At 67.7% G+C, this 19,003-nt stretch carries 14 protein-coding genes; 7 read left to right on the top strand and 7 right to left on the bottom strand.

Annotation, left to right across the window (positions count from 1 at the left end; all coding sequences use genetic code 11):
- Nucleotides 1–66: 66 nt before the first annotated feature.
- From ACT6SE_RS05655 to ACT6SE_RS05640, 4 genes are all read left to right on the top strand, one after another.
- Nucleotides 67–2,277 carry a TonB-dependent receptor gene (locus ACT6SE_RS05655; protein ID WP_049420616.1) on the top strand — a complete coding sequence of 737 codons (2,211 nt, stop codon included), beginning with the start codon at nucleotides 67–69 and terminating at the stop codon, nucleotides 2,275–2,277.
- A 199-nt stretch (nucleotides 2,278–2,476) separates the two neighbouring features.
- Nucleotides 2,477–3,043, top strand: a complete 567-nt coding sequence (locus ACT6SE_RS05650; RefSeq protein ID WP_014646454.1) for a TetR/AcrR family transcriptional regulator — start codon at nucleotides 2,477–2,479, stop codon at nucleotides 3,041–3,043.
- Nucleotides 3,043–4,716: an MFS transporter gene (locus ACT6SE_RS05645; protein ID WP_032956775.1), complete on the top strand. Its 1,674-nt coding sequence runs from the start codon at nucleotides 3,043–3,045 to the stop codon at nucleotides 4,714–4,716. The genes ACT6SE_RS05650 and ACT6SE_RS05645 overlap by 1 nt, the downstream gene beginning before the upstream one ends.
- A gap of 8 nt (nucleotides 4,717–4,724) precedes the next feature.
- Nucleotides 4,725–5,879, top strand: coding sequence for an HlyD family secretion protein (locus ACT6SE_RS05640; protein WP_049420618.1), 1,155 nt, complete (start codon nucleotides 4,725–4,727; stop codon nucleotides 5,877–5,879).
- A gap of 111 nt (nucleotides 5,880–5,990) precedes the next feature.
- Here ACT6SE_RS05640 and ACT6SE_RS05635 read toward each other — a convergent pair whose 3' ends face one another.
- From ACT6SE_RS05635 to creB, 7 genes are all read right to left on the bottom strand, one after another.
- Nucleotides 5,991–6,482, bottom strand: a complete 492-nt coding sequence (locus ACT6SE_RS05635) for a Fur family transcriptional regulator (protein WP_004150412.1) — start codon at nucleotides 6,480–6,482, stop codon at nucleotides 5,991–5,993.
- A gap of 34 nt (nucleotides 6,483–6,516) precedes the next feature.
- Entirely contained in the window at nucleotides 6,517–7,920 is a 1,404-nt protein-coding gene (gene gltX / locus ACT6SE_RS05630) for a glutamate--tRNA ligase (RefSeq protein WP_046429651.1), read from the bottom strand.
- A 154-nt stretch (nucleotides 7,921–8,074) separates the two neighbouring features.
- A complete protein-coding gene (locus ACT6SE_RS05625; protein WP_046429650.1) occupies nucleotides 8,075–9,667 on the bottom strand; it encodes a M20/M25/M40 family metallo-hydrolase in 1,593 nt (530 codons plus the stop codon).
- A 154-nt stretch (nucleotides 9,668–9,821) separates the two neighbouring features.
- Nucleotides 9,822–10,232, bottom strand: coding sequence for a hypothetical protein (locus tag ACT6SE_RS05620; RefSeq protein ID WP_046429648.1), 411 nt, complete (start codon nucleotides 10,230–10,232; stop codon nucleotides 9,822–9,824).
- 10 nt (nucleotides 10,233–10,242) lie between these two features.
- Nucleotides 10,243–11,562, bottom strand: a complete 1,320-nt coding sequence (gene creD, locus ACT6SE_RS05615) for a cell envelope integrity protein CreD (protein ID WP_032961974.1) — start codon at nucleotides 11,560–11,562, stop codon at nucleotides 10,243–10,245.
- 81 nt (nucleotides 11,563–11,643) lie between these two features.
- Nucleotides 11,644–13,104, bottom strand: a complete 1,461-nt coding sequence (gene creC / locus ACT6SE_RS05610; RefSeq protein ID WP_046429643.1) for a two-component system sensor histidine kinase CreC — start codon at nucleotides 13,102–13,104, stop codon at nucleotides 11,644–11,646.
- Nucleotides 13,105–13,107: 3 nt separating this feature from the next.
- A complete protein-coding gene (creB, locus tag ACT6SE_RS05605; RefSeq protein WP_014646446.1) occupies nucleotides 13,108–13,833 on the bottom strand; it encodes a two-component system response regulator CreB in 726 nt (241 codons plus the stop codon).
- A 35-nt stretch (nucleotides 13,834–13,868) separates the two neighbouring features.
- On the opposite strand from creB, the gene ACT6SE_RS05600 reads away from it, so the two are divergent.
- The 3 genes from ACT6SE_RS05600 to mfd all read left to right on the top strand — a co-directional run bounded on the left by ACT6SE_RS05600 (nucleotide 13,869) and on the right by mfd (nucleotide 18,980).
- Nucleotides 13,869–14,726, top strand: coding sequence for a 23S rRNA (adenine(2030)-N(6))-methyltransferase RlmJ (locus tag ACT6SE_RS05600; RefSeq protein WP_014646445.1), 858 nt, complete (start codon nucleotides 13,869–13,871; stop codon nucleotides 14,724–14,726).
- A gap of 95 nt (nucleotides 14,727–14,821) precedes the next feature.
- Nucleotides 14,822–15,367 (top strand): GNAT family N-acetyltransferase, encoded by a 546-nt coding sequence (locus ACT6SE_RS05595; protein ID WP_014646444.1) that lies wholly within the window; start codon nucleotides 14,822–14,824, stop codon nucleotides 15,365–15,367.
- Between the two features lie 148 nt (nucleotides 15,368–15,515).
- Entirely contained in the window at nucleotides 15,516–18,980 is a 3,465-nt protein-coding gene (gene mfd / locus ACT6SE_RS05590) for a transcription-repair coupling factor (protein ID WP_049420620.1), read from the top strand.
- Nucleotides 18,981–19,003 lie beyond the last annotated feature (23 nt).

Raw genomic sequence — 19,003 nt, 5'->3', positions numbered from 1 at the left:
TCCCCCTGTCCCCTCGACGGGATTCGTGCGCCCTGCGATTGATACATTGTAACAAAGGACCTGCCCATGCCCGCCCACACCCCTCGGCTCAAGCCGCATTCCCTGGCCCTGGCCCTCGCCGCCCTGTCGCCGTCCGTCGCCTTTGCAGCCGGCCAGGACACCTCCCACCGTGACCGCCACCTGACCGAACTCTCCTCGGTACAGGTCACCGCGTCGCCGCTGCAGGGCGATGCCGAATCCCTGGCGCGCCCGGTGGACGTGCTGGCCGGTGAGCGCCTGGACGAGCAGAAGGCCGGCACCCTGGGCGATACCGTGGCCAAGCTGCCCGGCGTACAGAGCACCTTCTTCGGCCCCGGCGTCGGCCGCCCGATCATCCGCGGCCAGGAAGGCCCGCGCGTTGCCGTGCTGTCCAATGGCATGGGCAACATGGACGCCTCCACGGTCAGCGCCGACCATGCCACCAGCATCGAGCCGTTCCTGGCCGACCAGATCGAAGTGCTGAAGGGTCCGGCCACGCTGCTGTTCGGCAGCGGCGCCATCGGTGGTGCGGTCAATGTGGTGGATGGCCGCATCGCGCGCGAACTGCCGGAGCGCCCGCTCAGCGGCCGCGCCGAGCTGCGCGGCAACTCGGTGAACAATGAGCGCAGCGGCATGTTCCGCCTCGATGGTGTCAGCGGCAACGTCGTGCTGCACGTGGATGGCCTGGTGCGCAATGGCGACGACTACCGCATTCCCGGCTACGCGGTGATCGACAGCCTTGAAGACCACCATGACCACGATCACGACCATGATCACGACGCAGCCGAGGGCGAAGAACCGCGCCGCGGCCGCCTGGACAACAGTTCGATCCGCACCCGCGCCGGCGGCGTCGGCGCAACGTGGCTGGGCGACGGTGGTTACTTCGGTGTGTCGGCCAGCACCTATCGCACCAACTACGGCATTCCCAACGGCGCGCACGTGCATGCCGATGGTGATGACCATGGCCATGACCACGGTCACGACCACGGCGATGAAGAGGAAGGCGGCGACGAGCATGACGTGCGCATCGACATGGTGCAGAACCGCTTCGAGACCAAGGCCGGCATCTACAACCCGGTCTCGTTCCTGAAGAACATCAACGCACGCGTGGCTTACACCGACTACGAGCACGTGGAGCTGGAGGCCGGCACGCCGTCGACGCGCTTCACCAACCGTGGTATCGAAGCGCGCCTGGAAGCCGTGCAGCAGCAGATCGGCGGCTGGGACGGCGCGTTCGGCCTGCAGTTCGGCAACAGCGATTTCGGCGCCAAGGGCGAAGAAGCGTTCGTACCGGATACCGGCACCAGGAACATCGGCCTGTTCGTGCTGCAGGAAAAGCAGTTCGGCCCGTTCAAGCTGGAACTGGGTGGCCGCCACGACCAGGTCAAGCTGGACCCGACCGGTGACTACCGCCGCCGCACGTTCGGTGCCACCAACCTGTCTGCCGCCGGTATCTGGAAGCTCAACGATGCCGTTGACCTGCGCATCGGCGTGGACAGCTCAGAGCGTGCACCCACCAACGAAGAGCTGTACGCCGCCGGCGCGCACATCGCCACCCGCTCGCTGGAGATCGGCGACGCCAACCTGAAGACCGAGCGCGGCCAGCGCGTCGAACTGGGCATCCATACCCACAGCGAACGCCTGGACTTCTCCGCCTCGGTCTACCAGACGAAGTTCAAGGACTTCATCTACCTGGCCGACACCGGCGTTACCGAGGGGCTGCCGGTGCGCGCCTGGACCCAGCAGGACGCGGTGTTCCGCGGCGCCGAGGCCGAAGCGCTGGTGCACCTGTTCGAGGGCGGCGCCGGTGACTGGGACCTGCGCCTGTTCGGCGACTATGTGAAGGCCAAGCTGGATGGCAGCGGCAGCCGCAACCTCGACATCGCCGTGCCGCACGGCGACCACAACCACAATTACAACGTGGAGCTGGCCAACACCGGCTACCTGCCGCGTATCGCCCCGGCCCGCGTGGGTGCCGACCTGCGCTGGTCGAAGGACGGCTGGCGCGCCTCGGTCGGTGCGGTGCGTTACAGCCGCCAGAAGGACGTTGCCCAGAACGAAGCCCCGAGCGACGGCTACACCCTGGTCGACGCGCACCTGGCCTACCGCTGGGATCGCAACGCGGGCAACAGCTACGAGGTGTTCCTGGATGGCAGCAACCTGACCAACCGCGAAGTGCGCCCGCATACCTCGCTGCTGCGCGACTACTCGCCGCTGCCAGGCCGTGGTGTCGCATTCGGGATCCGCGCGTTCTTCTGATCGCGCACGGCGGGGTCGGATCCCTTTCCGAAGGAAAGGGCTCTGGCCCCACCCCATTCCACGGGGGCCTTCGGGCCCCCGTTTTCATTCCGTCCCACGCCATCACACATCCGTCACAAAGGTGTGCGTACGACAACAACCGGACAATCCCGTCACTCAAAGTCTCGCCAATCGGACATTTTTGTCCGAAAATGATTCCATGACCGCTCAACGTGCCGATGCTGCTGCCCGCCGTGCCCTCATCCTCGACGCCGCCGATCATGTCTTCGGCCAACATGGCGTCACCGCCCCGCTGGATCTGGTGGTCGAACGCGCCCAGGTGGGCCGCGCCACCCTGTACCGCAACTTCCCCGACCGCACCGCGCTGATCCAGGCGCTGCTGCAGCGCACGGTCGACCGCATCCGGCGCCAGGTCGAACAGCTCGGTGACCGCGATGACGCCCTGTTCGAGGTGTTCGAGGGCATGGCCCAGCGCATCATCGATTCGCCGGCACTGGCCGATTACTGGCGTGCGGTTGATTCGGACGTGCCGTCCATGCGCGCCGCGCGCGAGACCGTGCGCGACCTGCTGGAGGAACCGATCGCGCGCGCCAAGGCCGCCGGGCTGTGCCGTGACGACCTGGAAAAGACGGATATTTCACTGATCTCGGGCATGCTGGGTGCGGCCCTGCGCGGCAAGACCCGCGACGAGCGCGCCCAGTTGGCCGGGCGTGCCCTGCAGCTGCTGCGTGGGGGTCTCCAGGGAGCTGCCAGCGAGGCCCGTTGATGGTCCAGCCGTATCTGAAGCCGGTTCCGGATTGGGAGGAGCATGAGAAGCCGACCATGCCCGGCTCGGCGTCGATGCCCTGGCACCCGCCGTACCGGCGCGCGGCCTATGCGCTGGTATCGTTGCTGGTGGCGATCACCGGCGGCCTCGGCAATGCGCTGGTCACCGCCAACCTGCCGTTCCTGCAGGGCCAGCTGGCGCTCACTCCGACCCAGGGCAGCTGGCTGGTGGCCGCGTATGCGATGGTGAATGTCACCGCCAATCTGCTGGCCTTCAAGTTCCGCCAGCAGTACGGCATCCGCCTGTTCGCCGAGATCGGCCTGGGCCTGTATGCGGCGCTGGCGGTGCTGCACCTGTTCGTCGGCAGCTTCGAGACCACGATGCTGACCCGAGCCGCCAGCGGCTTCGCGGGTGCGGCCTGTTCGACGCTGGGCACGCTGTACATGCTGCAGGCGCTGCCGCGCCGATTCACCGGCAATCTGCTGGTGGTCGGTGTCGGCCTGTCGCAGCTGGCGGTGCCGATCGCCTGGATCGTTTCACCAGGCCTGGTCGATACCGGCCAATGGCACCAGCTGTACTCCTTCGAAGCCGGCCTGGCCCTGTGCGCGTTCGCGGCAGTGGTGGTGCTGAAGCTGCCGCCGGGCATCCAGGTAAAGGCGTTCGAGCCATTGGACTTCCTCACTTTCGCCCTGCTCGCGCCGGCGGTCGCGCTGCTGGTGATCGTACTGGCGCAGGGCTACACGCGCTGGTGGCTCAACACCCCATGGCTGGGCTGGGCGCTGGTCGCCTCGATCGTGCTGTCCACCACCGCCTTCATCATCGAACACTACCGGCGCAATCCGCTGCTGCAGATCCGCTGGCTGTCGAAGCTGCCGGTGCTGCACTTCATCGTCGGCGCGTTCCTGATCCGCTTCCTGACCACCGAGCAGTCCTACGGCGTGGTCAACCTGATGCGCACGCTGGGCATGGGGCCTGACCAGATGCGGCCGTTGTTCGTAGTGATCCTGGCCGGGGTGATCGTCGGCATCGCCGGCGCCTCGCTCACCTTCGGACCGAAGCGGCTGATCGCGCAGCTGCTGATGGCGATCCTGCTGCTGGGCGCCGCCGCGTTCTTCGACCAGCACCGCACCAGCCTGGACCGGCCGCACGACTTCTACGCCAGCCAGTTCCTGGCCTCGGTCGGTGCCGGCATGTTCATGGGCCCGCTGATCATGCTCGGCATCTCCGCCGCGTTGAAACAGGGCGTCGACCACATGATCACCTTCCTGGTGACGCTGTCGATCACGCAGACCCTGGGTGGCCTGGCAGGTTCGGCGGTGCTGGGGACCTTCCAGCTGCATCGCGAGCAGCTGTATTCCAGCGCGCTGACCAGCCAGCTCGATCCGGCCGATCCGGTGGTCGCGCAACGGCTGCGCATCCAGCAGCAGCTGTACGCTGCGCAGATCACCGACCCGGTGCTGCGCAGTGCGCAGGGCAGCGCGCAGCTGGCGCAGACCACGCGCCGCGAAGCCAACGTACGTGGCTTCAATGACGTGTTCACGCTGAGCGGCTGGCTGGCGATCGGCTTCCTGTGCTGGTTGCTGCTGCTGTCGCTGCGCACCGCCGTGCTCAAGCAATGGCGCAAGCGCCACCCCGCCCTTTCCACCGCGTCCACGCCGGCCGCGTCCCGTTGAGTCCTCCCATGCCTCCCGTCCCGCCCCGCCCCGACGACACCGACAACGTCACCCCACCGCCGCCGACCGACGCGGCGCCCGCGGCCACGCCGGTAGAACCTGCGGTCGCGCCGAAGTACCTCAAGCCCAGCGCCCGCAGCGTGGTGGTGATGGTGGTAGTGGCCTTGCTGGGCATTGCGCTGATCCTGCGCGCCTGGCACCTGTGGCCGTTCACCAGCAGCGTGATGGTGACCGACAACGCCTATGTACGCGGCCAGATCACGGTGATGGCGCCGCAGGTCAACGGCTATGTGACCGAAGTGCTGGTGAAGGATTTCCAGCATGTGAAGCAGGGCGAGCCGCTGCTGCGCATCGATGACCGCATCTATGCGCAGCGCGTGGCCCAGGCGCAGGCGACGCTGGACAGCGCGCGCGCGGCGCTGGCCAACTCGGACCAGTCACAGGCGCAGAACCGCGCACAGATTGCCTCCGCCCGCGCCACGCTGTCGGCCGGCCAGGCCGAACTGCAGCGTTCGCGCAATGAATTGAAACGCTACGAGGAACTGGCGGCGCAGCAGCTGGTGTCCATCAACGACCGCGACAAGTTCCGCACCACCCAGGCGTCGGCACAGGCCAGCGTGCAACAGTCGCAGGCGCAGATCCGCATCGCCGAGGAAACGCTGGTGTCGACCCAGGTCGCGCGCAAGAGCCTGGAAGCGCAGGTGGAAAGCGCGCAGGCGCAGCTGGAACTGGCCCGCATCGACCTGGCCAACACGGTGATCCACGCACCACGCGACGGCCAGATCAGCGAAGCCAGCGTACGCGTGGGCCAGTACGTCGCTGCCGGTTCGCAGCTGCTGTTCCTGGTACCTGACACGCTGTGGGTGGTGGCCAACTACAAGGAAGGCCAGACCTGGGGCATGGCGATCGGCCAACCGGCGACGTTCTCGGTGGACGCGTTCCAGGGCCAGGTGCTGCGGGGCCGCGTGCAGGAGATCGCCCCAGCGACCGGGTCGGAATTCAGCGTGCTGCGCCCGGACAATGCCAGCGGCAACTTCACCAAGGTGGTGCAGCGGCTGCCGGTGCGGATATCGATCAACAGGGATCAGAAGCTGGCAAAGCAGCTGCGGCCCGGCATGTCGGTGATCGTGCGGGTGGATACCCGGTCCAAGCCGATGGACTAGGACGCAGGCCCTGCCGCACCGATATGAAACGGGGTCAGATCCCTTTGCCACTGGCAAAGGGATCTGACCCCGTTTCCAAAATGCCGGCCAGCGGCCGGCACTACCGTTGCGTTAGCCGGCGCAGCGCGCGCAGAGGCCATGCACTTCCAGCGTCTGTGCCTGCGGCTGGAAGCCCAGCTCCTTGGCGCGCTTCTCCAGCTGGGTGACGATCTCGCGGTCTTCCAGCTCCACCGCGCTGTGGCAGCTGTTGCAGATCAGGAACGGCACCGAATGCGCGGCACTGCTGGGGTGATGGCAGGCCACGAAGGCATTGACCGATTCCAGCTTGTGCACGAAGCCATTGGCCATCAGGAAGTCCAGCGCGCGGTACACGGTGGGCGGGGCATCGGCGCCCACGCCCTTGCCGTTGCGCACCCATTCCAGCAGCTCGTAGGCCTTGACCGGCTTGCCGGCCTCGGCGATCAGCTTCAGCACGTTGGCGCGGATCGGGGTCAGGCGCAGCCCGCGTTCGCGCGAGACACGCTCGACCACCGCCACGAAATCCGATGCGTCGTGGACGTGGTGGTGCGGGGCGGTACAGGCAGTGGCGGTCTTGGCGGGCATGCGTGTTCTCCGGTTCGGGCCTGGCAAGGATGCCTCAGGCCGTTGCTACCTTGGTGATGGCCACATCAATGCGTTTCAAGGCCTGCTCGCGGCCGGCCAGGTACACGGTATGGGAGATGTCAGGACTGACCTGGGTGCCGGTGATCGCCACGCGCAGCGGCTGGGCGACCTTGCCCATGCCGATTTCCAGCGCTGCGGCCGTGTCGTGCAGGGCGATGCCCACCGACTCGGCGGTCCACTCCGGCAGCGCCGCCAGCAGCTCGCGGGCCTTGCCCAGCGCCACCTCGGCACCGGCCTTGAGGTGCTTGGCCACCGCCGCTTCGTCGTACCCGGTCAGCGGCTGGTACCAGACCACGGCCTTCTCGGCCATTTCCTTCAGGGTCTGCACGCGTTCACGCAGGGCGATCACCACATCCTCCGGGGCCGGGCCGGCGGCCACGTCCAGGCCCAGCTTCTGCAGCTGGTAGACCAGGTGCGGCACGATGGCGGCCACGTCCTCGGTCTTCAGGAAGTGCTGGTTGACCCAACCCAGCTTGGCCATGTCCAGACGCGAGGCCTTGGAATTGCAGTCCTTCACGTCGAACAGGTCGATCAGCTCCTGGCGGCTGAACAGCTCCTGGTCACCGTGGGACCAGCCCAGGCGGGCCAGGTAGCTCAGCAGCGCATCGGGCAGGTAGCCGGCGTCCTTGTACTGCATCACGTCGGCCGCACCGGTGCGCTTGGACAGCTTGGCGCCCTGCTCGTCCAGGATCATCGGCATGTGGCCGAACTTCGGCACCGGCGCACCAATGCCCTCGTACAGGTTGATCTGGCGCGGGGTATTGTTGATGTGGTCGTCGCCGCGGATGACCTCGGTGATGCCCATGTCCCAGTCGTCCACCACCACCGCGAAGTTGTAGGTGGGGTAGCCGTCCGGGCGGAAGATGACCATGTCATCCAGCTCGCTGTTGGCGATCTCGATGCGGCCCTTGATCAGGTCGTCGAACACCACCGTACCTTCCAGCGGGTTCTTGAAGCGGATGACGCGGTTCGGGTCGTCCTTGTACGGCAGGCCCAGTTCGCGTGCAGCGCCGTTGTAACGCGGCTTTTCCTGCCTGGCCATGGCGGCCTCGCGCATCGCGTCCAGCTCTTCGCGGGTTTCGTAGGCGTAGTAGGCCTTGCCGTCGGCGATCAGCTGCTCTGCCACTTCCCGGTAGCGGGCGACGCGGTCGGTCTGATAGATCGGGCCTTCGTCGTAGTCCAGGCCCAGCCACTCCATCGCCTCCAGGATGGCGTCGATCGCGCCCTGGGTGCTGCGTTCACGGTCGGTGTCCTCGATGCGCAGCACGAACTCGCCGCCACGGTGGCGGGCCTCCAGCCAGCAGTACAGCGCGGTGCGGGCACCACCGATGTGCAGGTAGCCGGTGGGACTGGGGGCGAAGCGGGTGCGGCAGGTCATGGACGGCTCGAGGAACGGGAATCCCCCGATTTTACCAGCCCGCCGCCCCCGACGGAAAAAGGGGACGGAGGGGATTAAGTCGCGATTGCCCAGCCCGTGGGTACTGCAACCGGGAAACGGAGGGGAGATGCGACTTAATCCCCTCCGTCCCCTTTTACGGTTCCACCTTGCGCGGGAACGGCTGCTCGCGCATCGCGGCGTTGTAGGCGAACGAGGCGACGATGGCTGCGGCCTGCTTCAGGTCTTCCGGTTCGGCGTGGTCCCAGGTGTCCAGGTGGCTGTGGTGGACATTGGTGAAGTAGTCCAGCCGGTCCTGGATGAACTGGAAGCCCGGCAGGCCGATGCGGTCGAAGCTGATGTGGTCGGTGCTGCCGGTGTTGCGGGTCGCCACGGTGGTGGCGCCGACGTCATGGAACGGCGCCAGCCAGGCTTCGAAGATCGGCATCGCCGCCAGGTTTTCCTGGGCGTAGATGCCCCGGAAGCGGCCGGAGCCGTTGTCCATGTTGAAGTAGACTTGGAACTTGCTGTAATCGCGGGTCTTCTGCAGTGCACCGGTCGGCTCGCGCAGCGACGCCGGCAGCGCCTTCTGCGCCGGGTCGGTGGGCTCCGGGAACCGGCCGAAATGCTTGGCCACATAGGCCTGCGAGCCGATCAGGCCCTGCTCCTCGCCGCTCCACAGCGCCACGCGGATGGTGCGCTTGGGCCTGGCGCCGGTGGCTTTGAGGATGCGCATGGCCTCCATCATCACCGCCACGCCTGCGGCGTTGTCGGCCGCGCCGGTGCCGCTGTGCCAGGAATCCAGGTGCGCGCCGATCATCACCACTTCATCAGGCCTGCTGCTGCCGCGGATCTCGGCCAGCGTGTTGTAGCCGGGCTGGTCGGCGTCATCGGTGAAGCGCGCGGCCACATCCACGCGCAGGCGCACGGTCTGCCCGGCCTTCAGCGCGCGCACCAGCGGGTTGAAGTGCTCGCTGATCATCGCCAGCTCGGGGATGCCGACCGGCTCGCCGGCCTTGCGCGAACCACCACCGGCAACGCGGATGATGCCGTTGTCCCAGCTGCTGATGCTGATCGCGGCCAGCGCCCCTTCTTCGACGAAGAACGCATTGACCCTGGTCGCCAGCTGCTGGCGTTCCTGGTACTCCTTGACCCGCTTGGCACGTTCGGCGGTGGCGTCCTGGTCCTTCGGCAGGGTGAACGCCTGCAGGCCTTCCAGCGAGGTCGCGTCGTGGCGATGCGAATCCGGCTCGGTGCCGCGCTTGTACTCGCGCGCCTCGCCCAGCAGCAGGATCTTGCCGCGCAGCTTGCCGCGGTACTTTTCGATGTCTTCGGGCTTCTTGATCTCGACCTGCACCAGCTCGCCTTCAACCGGCCCCTTGGTGCCCGGCGTCCAGGCCTTGGGCAGTGCATGCAGCGGCTGCAAACGGTCACCCAGCATTTCCACGCTGGCCGAGGTGAACTCCCAGCCACGGCCAAAGTCATCGAACGCTTCGTCGTGGACGTTGTCCAGCTTCCATTCGTTGAACTTGCCGCGGGTCCAGGCGTTGGCGCGGCCCATCGCCGGCGAGTTGGTCAGCCGCGGGCCGATGCGTTCGGTGAGATAGCTGAAGGTGTCCATCACCTGCGAACGGTGGAAGGCCTCCTGGCGGATGCGGCTGACCATGTCCAGGTCCACTGATTCGCGCTGCTGCGCCGCTGCATTGCCACCCATTGCCAGCGCTACGGCCAGCACGCCCCACTTCAACACATCGCACCCCTGCCTTCCGGCCTGCTCATCAACCCATCGAGTCTAGCCAGCAGCGGCGCCGCGATACCGTCCCATCGGTCATGGGCAGGAGCGTGCGAACCAAGGTTCGCACCCACAACAGTAGGTCCACGCCATGCGTGGATGAACAGCCCAATCACCCGCTCCATCCCAACCACAACTGTGCCCGCTCCGGCAGCAGCAGCAACCAGTGCCGCCGGTCGATGCTGCTGCAGCCATACACAGCCGCATGCGCGGGCCAGTCATCGGGCAGGCCACCAATGCCGATTTCCGCAAGTGCTTCCGCCCCGGCCTTCCATGGCCGGTAGCGCGGCACCTTCCCCGCCAGCGCACCGCGTCCCTGCCGCGCGCCCTGCAACCAGGCAAGGCCATTGCCCTGCAATCCCTCGCAGGTCACCGCGGCCAGCTGGAAGCGGACCAGGCCGGGGGCGATCCGTGCCCCCGGCAGGGCCGCCAGCACGCCATGTGCCTGCAGCAGTGCATCCACTTCCAGCAGGGCCGGAATGCCCTGCCGCGCCCGTTGCCGCAATCCCTGGCGCCAGCTCATGGCGTGCTCCTTACTTCAGGTCCGCGCCAAGCGCGTACCAGTCGACCCGGCGGGTCACCCACATCGCCAGCGCCAGGATCACGAACAGCAGCAGCGATCCCATCAGCAGTGCGTTGTTCTCCGACACCAGCAGGCCATACAGCGCGCCGTACAGCACGGTCAGCAGCGCAGCGAAGCCAAGGCCGCGCTTCCAGTGGCCCAGCACGTTGGCCAGGTACACCGCCTGCAGGCCGATGCAGGCCACGGCCGAGACCAGGTAGGCCTTCCAGAACGCGATGTGCTCGGACAGGCTGATCAGCAGCAGGAAGAAGATCGCCAGCGCCAGGCCGACCATCAGGTACTGCAGCGGATGGATGCGCAGCGACTTGATCAGTTCGAACAGGATGAAGCCGACGAAGGTCAGCACCACGAACAGCACGCCGTACTTCGAGGCACGGTCGGCCTGGGTGTAGGTATCGACCGGATCGACCAGCGACACCGTCACGGCCTGCGAATCGATCGAGCCCTCGCTGCGCAGCTGGCGCTGTGCATCGGAGGCCAGCGAGGACACCGCCCAGCGTGCATCGAAGCCCTGTGCATCGACACGGCGTTCGTTGGGCAGGAAGGCGCCGCTGAACGACGGATGCGGCCAGCTCGACCGCAGCGCGATCCGGGTGTCATCGCCCACCGGCACCACCGACAGCATGCGGCTGCCATCCAGGCGCAGCTCCAGTTCAACGGTGCTGGCGGCCAGCGCGCCGCCCTGATCCGCGGCGAAACCGCTCACCGGCGCATGCAGGCCACGTCCGATTTCGCTGGCCACGCCTACACCGGGCAGCAACCGCAGCTGCTTGCCGTCCACCCGCAGGTTCGGCGTGCCCACCAGGCCGCGCACATCGGAAACCCCCAGCGCCACATAGGGCTGGCCATAGGTGCGGCCGTTCTTCACCGGATAGTCGTCTTCGGCGAAGGTCGCCTTCAACTGGCCATTCCAGCTGTACACCGGCACCTTGAACAGGCCGACCTCGCGCTGGCTCGGCAGCATCTCGCCGCCCACCTCCAGCGACGCCGGCATCTGCAGCCAGTGGCCCTCGGTCACCTGGATCTCGGTCTTCTTGACGCCCAGCGGGTCAACCAGTTCAACCTGCTTGCGTTCCACCCACGGCACCACCCGTACCGGGCCCACCAGCTGCTGCGTGCCGGCACGGCTGTCGGCCACCCGGGCAAAGGCCTCGTCGCGGTACTGGCTGCGCTCGGTGATGACCCCGCGGATCATCATCAGCGGCACCAGCAGCAACAGGATCAGCCCGCCGACAATGGCGAACCTCAGCAGCATCTTCAGGGATTTCATGGTCCATCCTCGTTGGAGAGGGCTGCAGGATGGACCGCTGCGGTGAGCAGGGTTTGTGGCGAAGTTGAAGCGAGTGTGAAGTCAGCGGCGCGGACGCTGGCCCGGCACTGACAACGGCAGCCAAAGGCTGGCCACGGTGCCACCGCCGTCGCGCGCGTCGAGGCTGGCGCGACCATCGTGCAGGCGCGCGACCTCCTGCACGAACGGCAGGCCCAGGCCGGAACTGCGCCGGCCGCTGCCCGGGCGGGCAAGCGAATAGAAGCGTTCGAACACCCGTTCGCGCGCGTAGTCGGGAATGCCGGCACCGCGATCCGCCACCTGCAGGCGCACGCCCTGCCCGTCCACCTCGGCCTGCAGTGCGATGTCCGCGCCGGGCGGTGAGAAGGCAATGGCGTTGTCGATCAGGTTGTGCAACGCCTGCCGCAGCAGATAGGCATCGCCCTGCACGCGCAGGTCGGGCGCGCTGCCGATGCTGACCTGCACGCCGGCCGCCTGCGCACGCACCTGCGCCGCCGCTGCCGCATCGGCCAGCAACGTTGGCAGCGCGATCGGATCGCGGGTCTGCAGCCAGCCGTGCTGTTCCACTTCGGCCAGCGCCAGCAGCTTGTCGATGGTCTCGGTCAGCCGCTCCTGCTGGTCGACGATGCTGCGCGCGAAATGCACGCGGTCGGCCTCGGGCAGCGGCTCCTGCAGCAGCTCGGCGGCACCGCGGATCGCCGCCAGCGGGCTCTTCATTTCATGCGTCAGTGACTGCACGTACTGTTCGACATAGGCCTTGCCCTCCAGCTTGCGGCGCATGGTTTCCAGCGCCTGGCCCAGGTCGCCGATCTCGTCGCGGCGGCGCCGTGGCGGTGGCACCGGTTCGCCGGCGCTGACCGCGCGTGCATAGCGGCTGAGCTGGCCGAGGCCGGTGGTGAGCCACATCGTCACCAGCACGCCGACCAGCGCCGACAGCCCGATCAACCAGGCGCCGCGCTCGATGATGGCGCGCTGGCTGGCGGCGATGAACGGATCGATGCTGCGGTTGGGCTGGGCCAGGCTGAGCACGCCGATCAGGGTGCGCCCATCGGCCGGGTCGTATACCGGCGCCGCCACGTGCATCACCGTATCGCCTTCTTCGCCTGGTATTTCCGGGCTGGAGCGGGCGCCGTACTCGCCACGCAGGGTGCGGTAGACATCGTTCCAGCGCGAATTGTCACGCCCGAGGTCGCGGCCCAGCGAGTCGTAGATGACGATGCCCCTGGCATCGGTGATGGTCACCCGGTAATCCAGCGATCGCTTGGGAAAACGCCAGACCATCGCCTTCAGGTCGCGCTGCCGCGCCTTGGCCAGGTTGCGGGTGAAGCTGCCGCTGCGGATGGTGCCGTCCTTGACGTCGGCGGCGGCCATCTCGGCCAGCACGTTGGCCGCATCGACCAGGGTCGATTCCATCGCCTGGCGCACACCGGGCTTCACCTCGTTGACGAATACGCGCATCACGAAGAACGCGGCGATGCCGGTGATCAGGAAGAAGCCGAGGAACAGCTTCAGTACCAGGCGCATCGGCTAGACCTCCAGCGCGTAGCCAAGGCCACGGTGGGTGCGGATCGGGTCGTCGCTGGCACCAGCCGCACGCAGCTTGGCGCGCAACGTCTTTACATGGGTGTCGACGGTGCGGTCGGCACTGTCGGCGCTGCTGTCCCAGCCCCGGTCCATCAGCTGCGCGCGGCTGAGGATGGCTCCGGGGCGCTGCAGCAGCGCTTCCAGCAACGCGTACTCGTAGCGGGTCAGGTCCAGCGCATGGCCGCGGAAGCGGATACGCCGGCCTTCGCGGTCGATCGCGAACGCCCCGTGTTCCTGCCAGCCCGCATCTGCGCCGGGGGCTGCCACGACCGGTGCCACGCGACGCAGGCGCGCGCGCACCCGCGCCACCAGCTCACGCGGCGAGAACGGCTTGGTCATGTAATCGTCGGCGCCCAGTTCCAGGCCGAGCACGCGGTCCACTTCATCGTTGCGGGCGGTCAGGAAGATCACCGGCAGCTGCGCCGCCGGTCCGGGCTGCGCACGCAGCCGCCGGCAGACCTCGAAACCGCCCAGGTCCGGCAGGCCCACGTCCAGCACCACCACGTCGATATCGCCGGCCCGCAGCCGTTGCAGGGCCTCGCCGCCCAGCAGGCAGTGGCTGGCGGCATAGCCTTCGCTGCGCAGCGCATAGAGCACGGTTTCGGCGATGGCGGCTTCGTCCTCGACCACCAGGACATGGGCAACGGGAGCTGTCATGGCGCGCAGCATAGCCGCTGCGGCCGCCGCCCCGTACACTGCCGCCCATGAACTATCGCCACGCCTTCCACGCCGGCAACCACGCCGATGTGCTCAAGCACATCGTGCAGCTGGCCCTGATCGACAGCTTCAAGCGCAAGGACAGCCCGTTCTTCGTGCTCGACACCCACGGCGGTGCCGGCCGCTACCTGCTGGCCAGCGAAGAGAGCCGCAAGACCCTGGAGGCCGAATCCGGGATCATGCGGCTGATGGCCCAGCCCCGGCTGCCGGAGGTGGTCGAGCGCTACCTGAAGGCGGTGCAGGCCGACAACCCGGTGGGCGCGCTGACCAACTACCCGGGCTCGCCGCTGCTGAGCGCACAGGCGATGCGCGCGCAGGACCGCATGGCGGTCTGCGAGCTGCAGGAAGCCGAAACGGCCACGCTGAAGGCCCTGTTCGCCCATGACAGCCGCGTCGATGTGCGCGCTGGCGATGGCTATGCCCTGCTGCGCTCGCTGCTGCCGCCGAAGTTCAACGGCAGCAAGATCGGCCGTGGCCTGGTGCTGATCGACCCGCCGTACGAGGCCCAGGACGCCGAGTACCAGGCCGTTCTGGCCGCCCTGGCCGAGACCCTGGCGCGCTGGCCACAGGCGACCTGCGCGGTGTGGTTCCCGATCAAGCAGCGCCGCACCATCCTGCACTTCCTGCGCAAGGCCACCGCCCTGCCGGTGAAATCGGCGATGACGATCGAGTTCCTGGTGCGCCCGGACGACTCGCCGCTGCGCCTCAACGGCAGCGGCATGCTGCTGCTCAACCCGCCGTGGCAGTTCGACCGGGTGGTCGGCCCGGCCCTGCCGGCGCTGCGCCAGCACCTGGGCGAACCGGGGGCCAGCACCCGCCTGGATTGGCTCAAAGCCCCCGAATGACGGCCTTCACGAGGCTGTACCGCCGTGAGCCTTTCGTTCACGGAATGCAGCCCCGGTGATGCCACAATCGATGGACCACCAAGGAATCACCCGGTATGGCCACTCGCAACCGCATGCCGCCCTGGCATGAGATCTTCAAGGCTCCCAGCGGCCACGAGCTGCTGATCCGCCCCATCCGCCCGGAAGATGGCGCACCGCTGCAAGCGGCGTTCAGCCTGTTCGGGCCGGAAGAAATCCGTGATCGTTTCCTGCAGGCGGTGACCGAGCTTTCGCCGGAAACCACCCAGCGCCTGACCCACCCGAATCCCAAGACCGAGATCACCCTGGTCGCAGCCGAATCCCTGCCTGCTGGCGAAGCGGTGGTCGGCGCGGTCGCCCGGGCCTCGATCATCCCCGGCACCCGTGAAGCCGAGTACGCGATCCTGATCAGCCGCTTCCTCATTGGCCAGGGCCTGGGCCGGCAGCTGATGCGCAAGCTGGTGAAGTGGGGCCGCGGCAAGTACCTGGACCGCCTGTACGGCGACGTCGCCGCCGAGAACGAGCCGATGAAACAGCTGGCCGCCTCGCTGGGCTTCAAGCCGGTCCCGCACCCGGCCGGTGCCGAAGGCCTGGTGCGGATGGTGCTGGAGCTGGACAACTGACAGATGCGCCGGGCCCCGCCCGGCGACGCCTGCCGGTAGTGCCGGCCGCTGGCCTGAACTGCGTTACCCCAACGGCACATCAGGCTCCGGCAATCGGCCGGCACGACCCACCGGGCTTCGATCGGGCTTCTGCTAAAATCCGGGGTCCATGTCGCGTACCTCATACCCCGCCCCGCCGCTGCCGCGCGCCGGCCAGCTCCGCGCCTGGTGGCGCGCCCCCGCCTCGCCGACCGCCCTGGCCTGGTACCTTGCCCAGGCCGCGCGTGCGCACGACGCCCCGCTGCTGGTGATCGCCCGTGACAACCACGGTGCCAACCAGCTCGAAGCCGACCTGCACACCCTGCTCGGCGGCGATCCGGCCCTGCCGGTGGTCGCCTTCCCGGACTGGGAAACCCTGCCCTACGACCGCTTCAGTCCGCATCCGGACATCATTTCGCAGCGCCTGGCCGCCCTGCACCGCCTGCCCGCGCTGAAGCGTGGCCTGGTGATCGTGCCGGTGCAGACCCTGCTGCAGCAGCTGGCCCCGCGCAGCTACGTGATCGGTGGCAGCTTCGACCTGAAGGTCGGCCAGCGCCTGGACCTGGAAGCCGAGAAGCGCCGCCTGGAAAGCGCCGGCTACCGCAACGTGCCGCAGGTGATGGACCCGGGCGACTTCGCTGTGCGCGGCGGCCTGCTCGACGTGTACCCGATGGGTGCCGACGAGCCGCTGCGGGTGGAACTGCTGGACGAGGACATCGACTCGATCCGTGCCTTTGACCCGGAAAGCCAGCGTTCGCTGGACAAGGTCGAGGCGGTGCACATGCTGCCCGGCCGCGAAGTGCCGATGGATGAAGCCAGCATCGCCCGCGTGCTGGCCACGCTGCGCGAGCGGTTCGATGTCGATACCCGGCGCAGTTCGCTGTACCAGGACCTGAAGTCCGGACTGGCGCCGGCCGGCGTCGAGTACTACCTGCCGCTGTTCTTCGAACGCACCGCAACCCTGTTCGACTACCTGCCCAGCGGCAGCCTGCCGGTGGTCTGTGCCGGTGCGTATGAAGCGTCCGTCGCGTTCTGGGCGCAGACTGCGGACCGCTATGAGCAGCGCCGCCATGATGTGGAGCGCCCGCTGCTGCCGCCGTCGGCGTTGTACCTGTCGCCGGAGCTGCTGCGCGAGCGCCTGAACGATGCCCCGCGCATCGAGGTGTGGTCGGCTGACCATGCGCGCATCGCCGACGCGCACGCGCTGGGAGACCAGCCGCTGCCACCGCTGCCGGTGGCCGCGCGCGAAGCCCCCGCTGGCGATGCGCTGAAATCCTTCCTCGGCCATTATCCGGGCCGGGTACTGATCGCCGCCGATTCACCCGGCCGCCGCGAGGCGCTGCTGGAAGTGCTGCAGGCCGCCGAGCTGAAGCCGCCGGTGGTGGCCGACCTGCCCAGCTTCCTCGCCGACGACGCGCGCTTCGCGATCGCGGTGGCACCGCTGGAGGATGGCTTCGCGCTGGACGATCCGCGCATCGCGGTGCTGACCGAGCGCCAGCTGTTCCCCGAGCGCGCCGGCAGCACCCGGCGCACGCGCCGTGCCGGCCGCGAGCCGGAAGCGATCATCCGCGACCTCGGTGAACTGACCGAGGGCGCGCCGATCGTGCACGAGGATCATGGCGTCGGCCGCTATCGTGGCCTGATCGCGATGGACGTCGGCGGCATGCCCGGCGAGTTCCTCGAAATCGAATATGCCAAGGGCGACCGCCTGTATGTGCCGGTCGCCCAGCTGCACCTGATCAGCCGCTATTCCGGTGCGTCGGCGGAAACCGCGCCGCTGCATTCGCTCGGTGGCGAGCAGTGGAGCAAGGCCAAGCGCAAGGCCGCCGAGAAAGTACGCGACGTCGCCGCCGAACTGCTGGAGATCCAGGCCCGCCGCCAGGCGCGTGCCGGCCTGGCACTGCAGGTCGACCGCGCGATGTACGAGCCGTTCGCGGCCGGTTTCCCGTTCGAGGAGACCCCGGACCAGCTGGCCGCGATCGACGCCACCCTGCGCGACCTGGCCAGCAGCCAGCCGATGGACCGCGTGGTCTGCGGCGACGTCGGCTTCGGCAAGACCGAGGTGGCGGTGCGTGCGGCCTTTGCGGCCGCCAGTGCCGGCAAGCAGGTGGCTGTGCTGGTGCCGACCACGCTGCTGGCCGAACAGCATTACCGCAACTTCCGCGACCGCTTCGCCGATTACCCGCTGAAGGTCGAGGTGCTGTCGCGCTTCAAGACCACCAAGGAAATCAAGGCCGAGCTGGAAAAGGTCGCCGCCGGCACCATCGACGTGATCGTCGGTACCCATCGCCTGCTGCAGCCGGACGTGAAGTTCAAGGACCTGGGCATGGTCATCGTCGACGAGGAGCAGCGTTTCGGCGTACGCCAGAAGGAAGCGCTGAAGGCGCTGCGCGCCAACGTGCACCTGCTGACCCTGACCGCCACACCGATTCCGCGCACGCTCAACATGGCCATGGCCGGCCTGCGCGACCTGTCGATCATCGCCACGCCGCCGCCGAACCGGCTGGCGGTGCAGACCTTCATCACCCAGTGGGACAACGCGCTGCTGCGCGAAGCCTTCCAGCGCGAGCTGGCGCGTGGTGGCCAGCTGTATTTCCTGCACAACGACGTGGAAAGCATCGGCCGCATGCAGCGCGAGCTGTCCGAGCTGGTGCCGGAGGCGCGCATCGGCATCGCCCATGGGCAGATGCCCGAGCGCGAGCTGGAAAAGGTGATGCTGGATTTCCAGAAGCAGCGCTTCAACGTGCTGCTGTCGACCACGATCATCGAGTCGGGCATCGACATCCCCAACGCCAATACCATCATCATCAACCGTGCGGACCGTTTCGGCCTGGCCCAGCTGCACCAGCTGCGTGGCCGCGTCGGACGTTCGCACCACCGCGCCTACGCGTACCTGATCACGCCCGACCGCCGCGCGATCACCCCCGACGCTGAGAAGCGCCTGGAAGCGATCGCCTCGATGGACGAGCTGGGCGCCGGCTTCACCCTGGCCACGCACGATCTGGAAATCCGCGGTGCCGGCGAACTGCTCGGCGAGGACCAGAGCGGGCAGATGGCCGAGGTCGGCTTCAGCCTGTACACCGAGCTGCTGGAGCGCGCGGTGCGCAGCATCAAGCAGGGCAAGCTGCCCGACCTTGATGCCGGCGAGGAAGTGCGTGGTGCCGAGGTCGAACTGCATGTGCCGGCACTGATCCCGGAAGACTACCTGCCGGACGTGCATACCCGCCTGACCCTGTACAAGCGTATTTCCAGCGCGCGCGACAGCAATGCGCTGCGCGAACTGCAGGTGGAGATGATCGATCGCTTCGGCCTGCTGCCGGATGCGGCCAAGCACCTGTTCGCCATCGCCGAGCTGAAGCTGAAGGCCAACACGCTGGGCATCCGCAAGCTGGACCTTGGCGAAAATGGTGGCCGCATCGTGTTCGAATCCAAGCCGAACATCGACCCGATGGCGGTGATCCAGCTGATCCAGAAGCAACCGAACCTGTACGCCATGGAAGGGCCCGACAAGCTGCGCATCAAGCACCCGCTGCCGTTGCCGGAAGACCGCTTCAACGCGGCCCGCGCCCTTCTGACCACCCTCGCCCCGGGTTGATCGCCCCCCGAACACCCCGCACC

Source organism: Stenotrophomonas sp. LC732 (assembly GCF_052446685.1).
GTDB lineage: Bacteria > Pseudomonadota > Gammaproteobacteria > Xanthomonadales > Xanthomonadaceae > Stenotrophomonas > Stenotrophomonas muris.
This window is presented reverse-complemented; position numbering and strand designations above follow the sequence as displayed.

What these genes read in the sequence shown, in the direction of transcription:
- creB (WP_014646446.1), bottom strand. Translation starts at nt 13,833, where the DNA reads ATGCTGCGCGCCATGACAGCTCCCGTTGCCCATGTCCTGGTGGTCGAG.
- creC (WP_046429643.1), bottom strand. Translation starts at nt 13,104, where the DNA reads ATGCGCCTGGTACTGAAGCTGTTCCTCGGCTTCTTCCTGATCACCGGC.
- ACT6SE_RS05620 (WP_046429648.1), bottom strand. Translation starts at nt 10,232, where the DNA reads ATGAGCTGGCGCCAGGGATTGCGGCAACGGGCGCGGCAGGGCATTCCG.
- ACT6SE_RS05645 (WP_032956775.1), top strand. Translation starts at nt 3,043, where the DNA reads ATGGTCCAGCCGTATCTGAAGCCGGTTCCGGATTGGGAGGAGCATGAG.
- ACT6SE_RS05655 (WP_049420616.1), top strand. Translation starts at nt 67, where the DNA reads ATGCCCGCCCACACCCCTCGGCTCAAGCCGCATTCCCTGGCCCTGGCC.
- mfd (WP_049420620.1), top strand. Translation starts at nt 15,516, where the DNA reads ATGTCGCGTACCTCATACCCCGCCCCGCCGCTGCCGCGCGCCGGCCAG.
- ACT6SE_RS05600 (WP_014646445.1), top strand. Translation starts at nt 13,869, where the DNA reads ATGAACTATCGCCACGCCTTCCACGCCGGCAACCACGCCGATGTGCTC.
- ACT6SE_RS05635 (WP_004150412.1), bottom strand. Translation starts at nt 6,482, where the DNA reads ATGCCCGCCAAGACCGCCACTGCCTGTACCGCCCCGCACCACCACGTC.
- creD (WP_032961974.1), bottom strand. Translation starts at nt 11,562, where the DNA reads ATGAAATCCCTGAAGATGCTGCTGAGGTTCGCCATTGTCGGCGGGCTG.
- ACT6SE_RS05640 (WP_049420618.1), top strand. Translation starts at nt 4,725, where the DNA reads ATGCCTCCCGTCCCGCCCCGCCCCGACGACACCGACAACGTCACCCCA.
- ACT6SE_RS05595 (WP_014646444.1), top strand. Translation starts at nt 14,822, where the DNA reads ATGGCCACTCGCAACCGCATGCCGCCCTGGCATGAGATCTTCAAGGCT.
- ACT6SE_RS05650 (WP_014646454.1), top strand. Translation starts at nt 2,477, where the DNA reads ATGACCGCTCAACGTGCCGATGCTGCTGCCCGCCGTGCCCTCATCCTC.
- gltX (WP_046429651.1), bottom strand. Translation starts at nt 7,920, where the DNA reads ATGACCTGCCGCACCCGCTTCGCCCCCAGTCCCACCGGCTACCTGCAC.